The organism is Brevibacterium epidermidis NBRC 14811, from assembly GCF_001570805.1.
GTDB classification, from domain to species: Bacteria; Actinomycetota; Actinomycetes; order Actinomycetales; family Brevibacteriaceae; genus Brevibacterium; species Brevibacterium epidermidis.
In genome coordinates this window covers 221,151-234,135 of sequence record NZ_BCSJ01000018.1, presented here as the reverse complement: position 1 = coordinate 234,135, position 12,985 = coordinate 221,151, and the positions used below count along the sequence as shown (strand labels likewise).

Here is a 12,985-nt window from a genome sequence, read left to right as displayed (position 1 = left end):
GGTCGTGGTCTATATTTGTGCCGTGGAGACTTTGGTTGTGGGCGTGGCCGGCGGAACCGGCAGCGGAAAGACGACGCTGACTCAGGCGCTGTTGGACAAGTGCGAGGGACCTCCGTCGGTGCTCTTCCACGACAACTACTACAAACGGCGCGACGAGCTCACCTATGAGGAGCGCGAGAAGGTCAACTACGATGATCTCGATGCCTTCGACAATGACCTCTTCGTCGACCATCTCACCGCGCTGCGTGACTCTCGGTCGGTGGAAAGCCCCGTCTACGATTTTTCGATCCACAACCGCAGCGATGACACGACCTTGGTCGAACCCGCACCGGTCATCATCGTCGAAGGCATCCTCATCTTCGCCGAACCGCGCATCTGCCAGCTGCTCGACATCAAGCTCTTCGTCGACACCGACGCCGATGTGCGCCTGCTGCGCCGAATCAAACGCGATGTCGTCGACCGCGGACGGACCCTGCAGTCCGTGGAGGACCAGTACCTGGGCACGGTCAAGCCGATGCACGAACTCTACGTCGAGCCGTCGAAGCGCAACGCCGACCTCATCATCCCCGACGGCGGTCACAACATCGTCGCCATGGACATGATCCTCAACCGCATCCAACGCGGAGTCCGCTGAATCTGGGATAGGGCCTGACCTGGGCGGACAGCGCCTGTCGGGTCTGTTCGCGAAGTCGTGTCAGTGGCGACGGGTACCGTTTCAATATGGACGTCGACCCCGCACAGGAACCAGCGTTGGTTCCGGATCCGCTGACCGAGATCACTCGGTTCGGTGAGTTCCTGCGCGGTCTTGACCAGGGCGATACCGAAGCGGAGACGCTGGAGCGGATCACAGCGCTCGAAGAACTCAGATCCGCTGTCGTTGCCGCACAATCAAAAGAGGCAGTGGCGTTCGAAGCGCTGCGCATCGAGCGGGACCGGCTCAACCGGGTGCCCGCGCTCGACTGCGGAAAACGCGCGGGGGACGAGGTCGGGCTGGCGAAGAAGGTCTCGCCCGGATCGGGCCGGAAATTCCTCAGCACTGCCCGCACGATCGTCATCGGCATGCCCAACACCTTCAAAGCCCTGTCCAAAGGGGAGATCTCCGAGGACAAGGCACGGATCATGGTCGACGAGACCGCGGTCCTCGACGCTGCCGATCGACGCAAGGTCGATACGCGGATGAAGCGCGGTCTGGAACCGTCCGGGCTGCGGAGTCTGCGTGCTGAGGTGCGCGCGCTCAGTGCGGAGATGGACGCCGAGGCGGCCGCGAAGCGGGCAGCGAAAGCCGCGACCAATCGTCGTGTGAACATGACCGTGATCGACGACGGGATGGCCAGGATCTCTGCGATCCTGCCTCTTCCACAGGCCGTCGCCGCATTTGAGAGCCTCAGAGCCGGTGCCGAGACGATCACTGCCGCCGGTGACGCAGGCGGGCGGAATCGCCAGCAGGTGCTCGCCGACGCCTTCGTCGAACGATTGAGCGGCCAAACGAGTGCGACGGCGGTGCCCGCGGAGATCCATCTGCTCGTCGAAGCCGAATCCCTGCTCTCTGACGGGCTCGTACCCGCCTGGCTGCCCGGGTTCGGACCGCTGCCGGCGAAGACGGCACGGAAGTTCATCGCCGCGAATGAGGCGAAGATGTTCATCAGCCGGGTCTTCACTCGCCCCGATGACGGGCAGCTGGTGGGGATGGACGCGAAGGGTCGAGAGTTCACCGGGCGGCTGCGGCAGATGATCACGTTCCGCGACGATGTGTGCCGGACTCCTTGGTGCGATGCCCCGATCAGACATGCCGATCACGTTCGACCTGTTGCTGCAGGCGGTGCTACCACCTGGGAGAACGGTTCAGGGCTGTGTGCAAACTGCAACTACGCGAAGGAACATCCCGGGTGGAAGCACGAGGCCACGGCGGACGGGCTTCGCGTCACCACGCCGAGCGGGCGAACCTACGAGGTGACCACTCCCGCGGTGGTCCGCCGCATGCGGTTCCCGCGTCCCGAAGCAGTCTCCGGACCGGGAGAATCTCCGCCGGAGACCGATTGGCGGCAGACATTCTCCCGATTCCTCGAACCGCAGCGTGATGAGTCGACGCAGCGGTATGAGCCGACGCTGCAGGGTGGGCAGGCGCAGGCGGACGAGCTGTCTCCGCCGAAAGGGCTGCCGCCGTCAGGTGAGGAACCGCGAGCAGTCGCGGAGTTTCCGATCGAGTTCCAGTCGATCGCTCCGAGCTTCGTCCTGCCCGAGCAGCTGCCACCGCGGTATTGCACTCGTGCAGAGAAGATCGCCGACTGGCGCAGACGCAATGCACACCGGCGGCCGACAACCGCGGAATGCAACGGCAGCCCGATCCAGGAGCAATTGGTTCAGGTGGTGTTCGGGCCCGACTGAGTCACGTGTCGGATCTGGAACATGGCGGCAACACCTGTCACACGGAGACTGCAGAGAATCGTGGTTATGGACAGGGCGGACAAGACCGGAAGCACACCACTGGCGACTGCGCGGGGGCGAAGTCTCAACCTCGTGGCGCGTGTGCTCCCCTTAGGGGCAGTGGCCTGTTGGGCGATCACGATCTTCGTGCCGGTCCTCGACAGCGAAGGCCCCGGATCGATGAGGATCCGCGTGACGTCGCTCGGGTTCTCGCCGATCGACATGAACGACCTCGACGAGGTCTACCTCGTGCTCTGGATCGTCATTCTCACCGGAGTGTTCACCGCCTGGCTGCTCTCCGCATCGAAGTGGTGGTCGATCGCGGCCATCGTCCTTGGCACAGTGCTGGGGCTGCGTCTCCTGCAGATGGTCGCCGATCCGCCGATCATGATGTGGGACGGGCAGACGGCCGACGGTATGCCCACAGGCGGCATGGAAGTCGCCTACCCCGCGGCAGGCTTCGGCTTCTGGGTGCTCGGGAGCCTTCTGTTCTTCGCCGCCGGAATCTGTGGTCTCATCGCCGCTGCCCAGAAGGACCACTACCGTCGTGAACGGATCAAACGATGCATGTCAAAGCGCCATGGTCCCGCCGCGTGAGGCTCGACACGGATCGCTGGGAGTCCGACGCGACGCAGACGGCACCTGGCTGCTGCGTTTTGCCCAAGCACTGTCTCTGTCGGCGCTCTGCCTGTGGATCGTCATGCTGTGGGTGCCCGTCTTCGCCAGTCCTGAGGACTCCTCGGAAGCACCGCACCCGCCTCGCATCATCGTCACTGCTCTCGGCGGACCGCCGTTCGACCTCGACGAAGCACGTGTGTCGAATGTGATGGTCGCCCTCGGGGTGCTCGCGTGTACGGCTGCCGCTTTCCTCCTATCTGTGCGGGCTCGGCCCGATTCGCACCCGTGGCCGGATGTCGCCCCGTACTTGTGGCCGGACGTCGTCGCACGCCTGTGGTCGGTCGGCACTCTCTTTCTGAGTCTCTGTGCTTTCCTCGTTTTGGCCGAGCTGTGGGCGAACCCGCCGACGATCATGTGGGACGCCGTCGACGACAAGGGGCTGCCGGTATTCGGAATGGTCGTCGCCGAACCGGCTCCGGGTGCCGGGCTGTGGCTCCTTGGCTGTGCCTGTCTGCTGGCCGCGGGAGTCTGCGGCCTCCTCGGTGACGTCAGGCGGAGGAGAAGCGTCCCCGGTGACGGGACAGCACTGCGCGAAGAAGCAGCACCCGTTCACTACTCAAACTCCAGAATCACCCCGTGGCCCCGAGGGAACCGAACGCATCGCTGGGCGCAGCGGCTGCCGTGGGTCGCGCTCGCCTGCTGGGTGCTGATGATCTGGGTACCGATCTTCGACAGTGGCGACCATGGTGATGATCGACTCACGGTGACATCGCTCGGACGAGTACCCTTCGATCTCGCCGACCTCGCCCCGGAAGTCATCCTGCCCTGGGCGGTCGTTCTCGCCTGCGCCGCGACCGCGAAACGGTTCGCCACCTTTGCCCACTGGCCTCCTCTGTCGGTAGCAGTCGGAGTCGGCCTGTTCATCCAGCAGGCGACGATGGTCATCGATCTTCCGCGAAAGCGCGTCGAAAGCACCGATGCCGCCGGCGAAAAGTTCAGTGCTTTGATCGTCGGGTATCCGTCAGCAGGCCACTATCTCTGGACGATCGGCTGTTGGGCACTCATCGCCGCAGGCATCTGCGGACTCCTCAGCGATCGGCGGCGGATCGACCGGCAGATGCAGCGGCAGGCACAGCGCCCGCCGGAAGAGATCATCCGCAGACGCCAACGCAAGCTGCAACAGTGGGCCCGGTGGCTGCCCTTCGTCGCGGTCGCCATGTGGATTGCCACGATCTTCATCCCCGTCGTCGACAGCTTCAACGACGACGGCCCGCGCATCCGACTGACCTCGTTGGGAGACTGGACGTTCGATGACGGCGGTGAGGTGCTGCCGCCGTTCATTTTCCTCTGGGCGCTCGTGGTCGCCATCGCCGCGCTCGGCCTCGGGTTCGCCTCTGACCTGTGGTGGAACGTGACGGCTGTGCTCATAGCAGCGCTGATCGTCTTCATCCTCGTCGGCATCGTCCTCTCTCCACCGGTGACGTTGTGGGACGGACAGCTGCCCGATGGCACACCGACCGGAGGGATGGAAGTCGGGCGGCCGTCGTTCGGCTTCGGACTGTGGCTCATCGGCGCCGCCTCACTCGCCGCCGCCGGTGTCTGCGGATTCGCGGCAAAAGCACAGCGCCCCCGACACACAGTCGAGGGCGCTTGAGGCGCAACAAACGGAGGACGAACTGAGCCTCGCCGATGTCACTTCACGGGTTCGAAGACTCCCGCGAAGTAGTCGCCGATCTCGGAGTGCGCATCCAAGGGGAAGATTCCCGACACGTACTGGTCGGGGCGGACCACGACGACGGCACCGTCGCGGCTGATCTCGCGGGCCTCGAAGATGTCCTCCTCGGGCAGAGTCGCGTAGATCTTCTCCACATATTCGAGGTCGAACGCGCCCACGTGCGGACGGAAGACCTTCGGCACATCGGGGAACGCGAACTCCTTGTGCTCCTGCTGGTAGATGACGCTGAGCTCGACGAGAGCATCGGGGTCCTCACCCTCCCGGCGATACGCGACCAGGGGAGAGGCAGGATCTGACTCGAGCCATGCAGCCAGTGCCGCCACTTTCGACTCGCCCCCGGCGGAGCCGCCAGCCGTGCCGCCGCCACCGGCGGAGCCGTCAACGACGGGAGCGGCCTGATCAGCGAAGACATAGACGCGCCAGCGACCGTCGGCACGGGCCTCGTGCCCAAGGTGGATGAAGTTCGCATCGCAGCTGCGCTTGACCCGAGCCGACTTGAACCGCTTGCCGATCGGGAACCCAGCCGCGAGCTCCTGATGAGTTGTCGGCGTCGTGATCATCGACTCCGTGTACTCGGTCATGAACCCTGCGGGGAACTCCGCGGTCTTGACGTAGAAGTCCTCGAGGTAGGTCTTGTCCGGCAGCTCCTCCTGCGGAGTCGCCATGAGCGTCGACCACTCCTTGTCGAACTCGATGAGGTTCTTCGCAGCCACCTGACGTTCGGCCGAATAGGTGCGCAGCAGCTCCGTCGACGACCGACCGGAGATGACCTGACCGAGCTTCCACGCAATGTTGAACCCATCCTGCATCGACACGTTCATACCCTGACCGGCCTTCGCCGAGTGCGTATGGCAGGCATCGCCGGTGATGAACACGCGGGGGCACGGAGAACCGGAGTCGGTTTCGTCTGTGTCATCGAAGGCGTCCGTGAGTCGGTGCCCGACCTCGTAGACCGAATGCCATGCCACGTTCTTCACATCGATGCTGTAGGGCGCGATGATCGCGTTGGCCCGAGCGATGATCTCGTCGATGCTCGTCGACCGCACCTTGCGCGCATCGTCCTCGGGCACTTCACCGAGGTCGACATACATCCGGAACAGGTGCCCGCCCTCGCGGGGGATGTGGAGGATATTGCCGTGCTTCGACGAGATCGCGCACTTGGTGCGGATATCCGGAAAATCGGAGTTCGCGAGCACATCCATCACGCCCCAGGCATGATTGGCCTGATCGCCGGTCATCTTCCGGCCGGTCGCCAACCGCACCTTCGACCGTGCTCCGTCGCAGCCGACGACGTATCCTGCGCGGATGGTGCGTTCCTCACCGGTGCGCTCGCCCGCGGTGTAGCGGACGGTCACGGTTACCGGATGGTCTTTCGCCGAGGCGGTCGCGGCGTCCCCGTCGACCGTGAGATCGACGAATTCGATCCCGTAGTCGGGCTTGATCTTCCCGGGGGACTGGGCGGCGAACTGTGCGAAGTAGTCGAGCACGCGTGCCTGGTTGACGATGAGGTGCGGGAACTCGCTGATCCCATGCTCATCATCCTTGGGCCGACCGGTGCGGATGATGTTCTCGGGGTTCTCCGGATCCGGATTCCAGAACGACATCTCCGTGATGTGGTAACCCTCGCGCATGATCTCCTCGGCGAAGCCGAACGCCTGGAAGGTCTCGACGGACCGAGCCTGGATGCCGTCGGCCTGACCGATGACCAGCCGCGAATCGCGCTTCTCGATCATCCGCGCGTTCACTTCGGGGTACTGAGAGAGCTGGGCCGCCGCGATCATCCCCGCAGGACCGCTGCCGACGATGAGGACATCGACCTCATCGGGCAGATCCTCTGCGCGATCGATTCCGTACCCAGCGGCCTCTTCGATCCGCGGGTCCGCGGACACGTAGCCGTTCTGATGGAAATGCATGTCAACCTCCGGTTCTTGACACTTCGTCGTGATACTCGAATGCTATCAGTTCATATACGATCTGGGATTTTCGGGGTGGCGTCCGTCACCGTCGTCCCAGGTCATCTGCGGCGAACCGATCCCGACGATCGGGCTCACCGACTGCTCGTCCTCGTGGTCGGGGCCGAGAGGGGTGCCGGTGCGGTCGCGCAACAGCAGGGTCGCGACGAGTGCGAGCACGGCGACGATGCCCAGGTACACCGCCACCGAGGTGGTCGTTCCCGTCGACGACACGAGGGCCTTCGCAATCGTCGGGGCGAAGGCACCGCCGAGGATCGATCCGATCGCATAGGAGACCGAGACCCCGGAGAAGCGGACGCTGGAGGGGAACAGCTCGGCGTACATCGCCGGCTGCTGGCCGTAGGTGAACCCGAGGCCGATAGTGAGGATGATGAGCCCGAGCAGGAGCATGCCCACCGAACCCGTGTTGACCAGCGGGAACAGGCTGAAGATGCCGATGAGCAGCAGCACCCACCCGAGGATGTAGGTGTTCCGGCGCCCGATCTTGTCCGAGACGGCGCCTGCGATGATCGTGAACACCAGCCAGGACACCGCCGAGGCGGCGACGGCCCAGAGCACGGGGCCGCGCTCGAGGCCGATGGGGCCGGCTGGATCCGTGGCGTAGTTCTGGATGTATCCGCCGGTGGTCATGTACCCCGCGGCATTGTTGGCCGTGAAGATGACTGAGGCGAGGACGACGAGCAGCCAGTGGCCCTTGATGAGCTTGCCCAGAGGGTTCGACACCTGCTCCTTGCGCTCGGCGATCTCGTGGAAGACGGGAGATTCCTCGACTCCGCGGCGGATCCAGTAGCCGACGAAGACGAGCGCGCTGGAGAGGAAGAACGGCACTCGCCAGCCCCATTCGAGGAAGGCATCACCCGGGGCGATCGACGTCATCAGGGCGAGGACGCCCGAGGGCAGCAGAAGTCCGATGGACACCCCGATCTGCGGGAACGATCCGTGCAGTCCACGTGATCTCTTGTCCGCGTGTTCGACGGCGAGCAGGACGGCTCCGCCCCATTCTCCGCCTGCCGAGATGCCCTGGACGATGCGCAGCGCGATGAGCAGGATCGGAGCCAGGATGCCTGCGGATTCGTAGGTCGGCAGGAAGCCGATGAGCGCGGTCGCCGCACCCATGGCGATGAGGGTGATGATGAGGACCACCCGGCGGCCGAGCTTGTCGCCGAAGTGGCCTGCGAGGAATGCACCCAAGGGGCGGAAGAGGAAGCTGATCCCGACCGTCGCGAACGCCACCCGGGTCTGAGTGTGCTTCTGTGCTGCTATGACTCCTGTGTCCTGTCGTACGTCTGCCGTGCATTCTGGCCACGTTCCGTGTGGCCTGGATTACTTGTCCTCGGGAACCGGATCATATACGATCTGTGGTGAAGCCAATCGAAATGAGGTGTGAGATCGATGTCGACTCCAGCAGGTGTTCCCGCCCGTCCGGGCAAGATCATTGCCGTTCATGTGGCCTATGAGTCCCGTGCGGCCCAGCGAGGCAAGCGCCCCGCACGGCCGTCCTACTTCCTCAAAGCGGCCAGCTCCGTCGCCGCTTCCGGCCAGACCATCGAGCGCCCCGCAGGCACCTCGCTGCTCGCCTTCGAAGGTGAGGTCGCCATCGTCATCGGCTCTCCCGCCCGCAACGTCACCGAGGCGGACGCCTGGTCGTACGTGGCAGGCGTGACCGCGTCGAACGACTTCGGCCTCTACGACATGAAGAGCCCGGACAAGGGGGCGAACGTGCGCTCGAAGAGCCGCGACGGCTATACCCCGCTGGGCCCCGAACTCATCCCCGCCACCGAGGCGGCCCCCGACTCCCTGCGCCTGCGCACCTGGGTCAACGGCGAAGTCGTCCAGGACGACGGCACGCGCGCCGATCAGCTCATCTTCTCCCTCCCGCGCATCGTCGCGGACCTCAGCCAGCATCTGACCCTCGAGCCCGGTGACGTCATCCTCACCGGCACTCCGGCCGGATCCTCCGTCGTCGCTCCCGGCGACACGGTCGAGGTCGAGGTCACGGCCGCCTCGGCGAGCGGACGGGAACTGAGCTCCGGGCGGCTGACCACCACGGTCGTCGACGGTCCCGGAGACTTCGACGAAGCCCTCGGCGATCTGCCCGCGGTGAACGAAGCGCTGACGGTCGACGCCTGGGGTTCACGCGAAGCGGCCGGACTCGCACCGGAGGGCGACAGCGACGCGGCAGCGGCAGGACTCGACGCCGAGCTCGTCGCCAAGCTCACCGAAGCCCCGACCGCGGGCCTGTCGGCACAGCTGCGCTCGCGCGGACTCAACAACGTCGTCATCGAAGGTGTGGCCCCGCTGAAGCCGGGCGCAAAGATCGTCGGCACCGCGAAGACTCTGCGCTTCGTGCCCAACCGCGAAGACCTGTTCAAATCCCACGGCGGCGGCTTCAACGCCCAGAAGCAGGCATTCGACGCGATCCGCCCCGGTGAGGTCGTCGTCATCGAAGCCCGCGGCGAATCCGGTTCGGGCACCCTCGGCGACATCCTCGCCCTGCGCGCGAAATCGCTCGGCGCCGCCGGAGTCGTCACCGACGGGGGAGTCCGCGACTCCGCCGAAGTGGCCGAGATCCTGCCGGTGTTCTCCACCGCGAAGCACCCGGCCGTGCTCGGCCGCCGGCATGTCCCATGGGAGTCGGACGTGGCCGTGGCCTGCGGAAACGCCACCGTGCTGCCCGGCGATGTCATCGTCGCCGATGACGACGGAGCCATCGTCATCCCGCGCGACCTGGCCGAAGAGGTCGTCGACGCGGCACTGGCCAAGGAGATCGAGGACGGCTGGGTGGCCGAACAAGTCGCCGCCGGCAACCCGATCGACGGACTCTTCCCGCCGAAGGGCGAGTGGAAGACGAAGTTCGACGAGTGGAAGGCCTCCCGGTGAAGACCGAACAGGCAGGGGTCGGCTCGCCATCTCTGAGCAAGGCCGAGATCGCCTATCGGTGGATCCGCGAACGCGTCGCCGACCAGACATATCAGCCCGGCCACAAGCTCGTGCTCGCTCAGATCGCACTCGAGCTCGACACCTCCGTGGTGCCGGTGCGCGAGGCCATCCGCCGGCTGGAAGCCGACGGGCTCGTGACCTTCGAACGCAATGTCGGGGCGCGTGTGGCCATGGTCGATCAGGGCTCCTACGCCCAGTCGATGGAAACGGTCGCGATCCTCGAGGCCGCGGCCGTCGCCCAAGCCCAAAGCCGCCTCGGCGCCGATGATCTCGATGCCGCGGAGCGGATCAACGATCGGATGCGGGCTCTGCTCGACGATTTCGAACCCGCCGAGTTCACCCGGCTCAACCACAAGTTCCACGAAACTCTCTACCGGCGCTGCCCGAACGAGCGGCTGTGCACCCTCGTCGAACTCGAATGGGACCGGCTCAACCACCTGCGGGATTCGACGTTCTCCTTCGTCCCCGAGCGGGCGCTGGAATCGGTGGAGGAGCACTCGCGCATCGTCGCCCTCATCCGGGCCCGCGCCTCGGCGCAGGAGATCGAGAAAGCCGTGCGTGAGCACCGATCGGCCACCCTGCACAGCTTCCAGAACGCCCAGAACGCCCCAAACCTGACCACTGATTCACGAAAGGACAAGTCATGACACAGTCCATCACCCCACCGGCAGGCATGCCGGAGAAGATCCGCCATTACATCAACGGGGAATTCGTCGACTCCATCGACGGAGAAGAATTCGATGTGCTCAACCCGGTGACGAACGAGCCGTACATCAAGGCCGCCTCGGGCAAGAAGGCCGATATCGAAGCCGCAGTCGCCGCGGCGAAGAAGGCCTTCGACAAAGGTCCGTGGCCGAAGATGCTGCCGCGTGAGCGTGCACGCATCCTCAACAAGATCGCCGACATCGTCGAATCGCGCAAGGACGAGCTCGCCGCGATGGAGTCCTTCGACTCCGGACTGCCGATCACCCAGGCCAAGGGCCAGGCGGCGCGCGCGGCGGAGAACTTCCGCTTCTTCGCCGACCTCATCGTCGCCCAGGTCGACGACGCCTTCAAGGTTCCCGGCCGTCAGGCGAACTACGTCAACCGCAAGCCCATCGGCGTGGCCGGACTCATCACCCCGTGGAACACGCCGTTCATGCTCGAGTCCTGGAAGCTGGGACCGGCGATCGCGACAGGCAACACCGTCGTGCTCAAGCCTGCCGAATTCACTCCGCTCTCGGCCTCCCTGTGGCCGGGCATCTTCGAAGAGGCAGGACTGCCCACCGGAGTGTTCAACATGGTCAACGGCTTCGGTGAGGAGGGCTTCGCCGGCGACTCGCTCGTCAAGCACCCCGACGTTCCGCTCATCTCCTTCACCGGCGAATCCTCGACCGGACAGACGATCTTCGCCAACGCAGCACCCTGGCTCAAGGGTCTGTCGATGGAACTCGGCGGCAAGTCCCCGGCCGTCGTCTTCGCCGACGCGGACCTCGATGCCGCGGTCAACGCCACGATCTTCGGAGTATTCTCCCTCAACGGGGAACGCTGCACCGCCGGCTCGCGCATCCTCGTCGAGGAATCGATCTACGACGAATTCGTTGAGCGCTACGCCGCCCAGGCCAAGCGCGTGAAGGTCGGTCTGCCGTCGGATCCCGCCACCGAGGTGGCCGCGCTCGTCCACCCCGAGCACTACGAGAAGGTCATGTCCTACGTCGAGATCGGCAAGTCCGAGGCCCGCCTCGTCGCCGGCGGCGGACGCCCCGAGGGCTTCGAGACCGGAAACTTCGTCCAGCCGACCGTGTTCGCCGATGTGAAGCCCGACGCCCGGATCTTCCAGGAGGAGATCTTCGGACCCGTCGTCGCCATCACCCCGTTCTCCTCCGACGAGGAGGCCCTGGAGCTGGCGAACAACACGAAGTACGGTCTGGCCGCCTATATCTGGACCTCCGATCTCAAGCGCGCCCACAACTTCTCCCAGGCCGTCGAGTCGGGAATGGTGTGGCTGAACTCGAACAACGTCCGCGACCTGCGCACCCCCTTCGGCGGCGTCAAGGCCTCAGGCCTCGGCCACGAGGGCGGTTACCGGTCGATCGACTTCTACACGGAACAGCAGTCCGTGCACATCAACCTCGGCGAGGTCCACAACCCCGTCTTCGGAAAGCAGTGAGGCGACCATGACGAAACGCACTGATATGACTCGGACCTCGGCCGGCTACTTCGTCAGCCAGGAGACGAGCATCGCCACCGACAACCCGATCGTCACACCGCAGGCGAGCCCGCCGGACATCCTCCGCTGCGCGTATATGGAACTCGTCGTCACCGACCTCGCCGCGTCAAGGGAGTTCTACGTCGACGTGCTCGGACTCTATGTCACCGAAGAGGACGAGAACACGCTCTACCTGCGCTCGACGGAGGAGTTCATCCACCACAATCTCGTCCTGCGCAAGGGCGAGGTCGCCGCCGTGGCCGCGTTCTCCTACCGGGTGCGCAGCCCGGAAGAGCTCGACAAGGCCGTGGCCTTCTACACCGAACTCGGCTGCGATGTCCGTCGCAACCCCGACGGCTTCGTCAAGGGCGTGGGCGACTCGGTGCGAGTGGTCGACCCGCTCGGCTTCCCGTACGAGTTCTTTTACCAGTCTGACCACGTCGAGCGCCTGCAGTGGCGCTACGACCTGCACGTTCCCGGCGAACTCGTCCGACTCGACCACTTCAACCAGGTCACCCCGGATGTGCCTCGGGCTGTGAAGTACATGCAGGACCTCGGCTTCCGCGTCACGGAGGACATCCAGGACGAAGAGGGCACGGTCTATGCCGCATGGATGCGCCGCAAGTCCACCGTGCATGACACGGCGATGACCGGCGGCGACGGGCCGCGGATGCACCATGTCTGCTTCGCTACGCATGAGAAGCACAACATCCTGGCCATCTGTGACAAGCTCGGTGCTCTGCGCCGGTCCGATTCGATCGAACGAGGTCCCGGCCGCCACGGCGTCTCGAACGCGTTCTACCTCTACCTGCGCGACCCCGACGGCCACCGCGTCGAGGTGTACACGCAGGACTACTACACCGGCGACCCGGACAACCCGGTCATCACCTGGGACGTCCACGACAATCAGCGCCGTGACTGGTGGGGCAACCCCGTCGTGCCGTCCTGGTACTCGGACGCCTCCCTCGTTCTCGATCTCGACGGCAACCCGCAGCCCGTGCAAGCCCGCACGGACGATTCGGAGATGGCCGTGACGATCGGTGCCGACGGGTTCTCCTACACTCGCGCGGATGAGAATGAGGGCAAGCTGGGCAACCAGCTCTGAAA

Annotated in this window: 10 protein-coding genes; 8 read left to right on the top strand and 2 right to left on the bottom strand. The window is 65.0% G+C overall.

Going from position 1 to position 12,985, the window contains the following annotated elements:
• Positions 1 to 22 precede the first annotated feature (22 nt).
• The 4 genes from udk to BEP01S_RS15560 all read left to right on the top strand — a co-directional run bounded on the left by udk (position 23) and on the right by BEP01S_RS15560 (position 4,696).
• Positions 23 to 634 carry a uridine kinase gene (gene udk / locus BEP01S_RS15575; protein WP_083532773.1) on the top strand — a complete coding sequence of 204 codons (612 nt, stop codon included), beginning with the start codon at positions 23 to 25 and terminating at the stop codon, positions 632 to 634.
• A gap of 86 nt (positions 635 to 720) precedes the next feature.
• Positions 721 to 2,385 (top strand): HNH endonuclease, encoded by a 1,665-nt coding sequence (locus BEP01S_RS15570; protein WP_083532766.1) that lies wholly within the window; start codon positions 721 to 723, stop codon positions 2,383 to 2,385.
• A gap of 132 nt (positions 2,386 to 2,517) precedes the next feature.
• On the top strand, positions 2,518 to 3,021 hold the full coding sequence (locus tag BEP01S_RS15565; RefSeq protein WP_157070591.1) for a hypothetical protein: 504 nt from the start codon (positions 2,518 to 2,520) through the stop codon (positions 3,019 to 3,021).
• Positions 3,005 to 4,696 (top strand): hypothetical protein, encoded by a 1,692-nt coding sequence (locus tag BEP01S_RS15560; RefSeq protein WP_062245084.1) that lies wholly within the window; start codon positions 3,005 to 3,007, stop codon positions 4,694 to 4,696. The genes BEP01S_RS15565 and BEP01S_RS15560 overlap by 17 nt, the downstream gene beginning before the upstream one ends.
• 38 nt (positions 4,697 to 4,734) lie before the next feature.
• On the opposite strand, the gene BEP01S_RS15555 is transcribed toward BEP01S_RS15560, so the two are convergent.
• Both BEP01S_RS15555 and BEP01S_RS15550 read right to left on the bottom strand, forming a co-directional pair.
• A complete protein-coding gene (locus BEP01S_RS15555) occupies positions 4,735 to 6,690 on the bottom strand; it encodes an FAD-binding monooxygenase (RefSeq protein WP_062245080.1) in 1,956 nt (651 codons plus the stop codon).
• A 45-nt stretch (positions 6,691 to 6,735) separates the two neighbouring features.
• A complete protein-coding gene (locus tag BEP01S_RS15550; RefSeq protein ID WP_244882290.1) occupies positions 6,736 to 7,983 on the bottom strand; it encodes an MFS transporter in 1,248 nt (415 codons plus the stop codon).
• 159 nt (positions 7,984 to 8,142) lie between these two features.
• On the opposite strand from BEP01S_RS15550, the gene BEP01S_RS15545 reads away from it, so the two are divergent.
• Genes BEP01S_RS15545 through hpaD form a run of 4 tightly spaced genes read left to right on the top strand, consistent with a single transcriptional unit; the run spans position 8,143 to position 12,983 of the window.
• Positions 8,143 to 9,630: a fumarylacetoacetate hydrolase family protein gene (locus BEP01S_RS15545; RefSeq protein ID WP_062245077.1), complete on the top strand. Its 1,488-nt coding sequence runs from the start codon at positions 8,143 to 8,145 to the stop codon at positions 9,628 to 9,630.
• Positions 9,627 to 10,337 carry a GntR family transcriptional regulator gene (locus BEP01S_RS15540; protein ID WP_062245239.1) on the top strand — a complete coding sequence of 237 codons (711 nt, stop codon included), beginning with the start codon at positions 9,627 to 9,629 and terminating at the stop codon, positions 10,335 to 10,337. The genes BEP01S_RS15545 and BEP01S_RS15540 overlap by 4 nt, the downstream gene beginning before the upstream one ends.
• Positions 10,334 to 11,839 (top strand): 5-carboxymethyl-2-hydroxymuconate semialdehyde dehydrogenase, encoded by a 1,506-nt coding sequence (gene hpaE, locus BEP01S_RS15535; protein WP_062245074.1) that lies wholly within the window; start codon positions 10,334 to 10,336, stop codon positions 11,837 to 11,839. The genes BEP01S_RS15540 and hpaE overlap by 4 nt, the downstream gene beginning before the upstream one ends.
• 7 nt (positions 11,840 to 11,846) lie before the next feature.
• Positions 11,847 to 12,983, top strand: coding sequence for a 3,4-dihydroxyphenylacetate 2,3-dioxygenase (gene hpaD, locus BEP01S_RS15530; RefSeq protein WP_062245070.1), 1,137 nt, complete (start codon positions 11,847 to 11,849; stop codon positions 12,981 to 12,983).
• Positions 12,984 to 12,985: the final 2 nt, after the last annotated feature.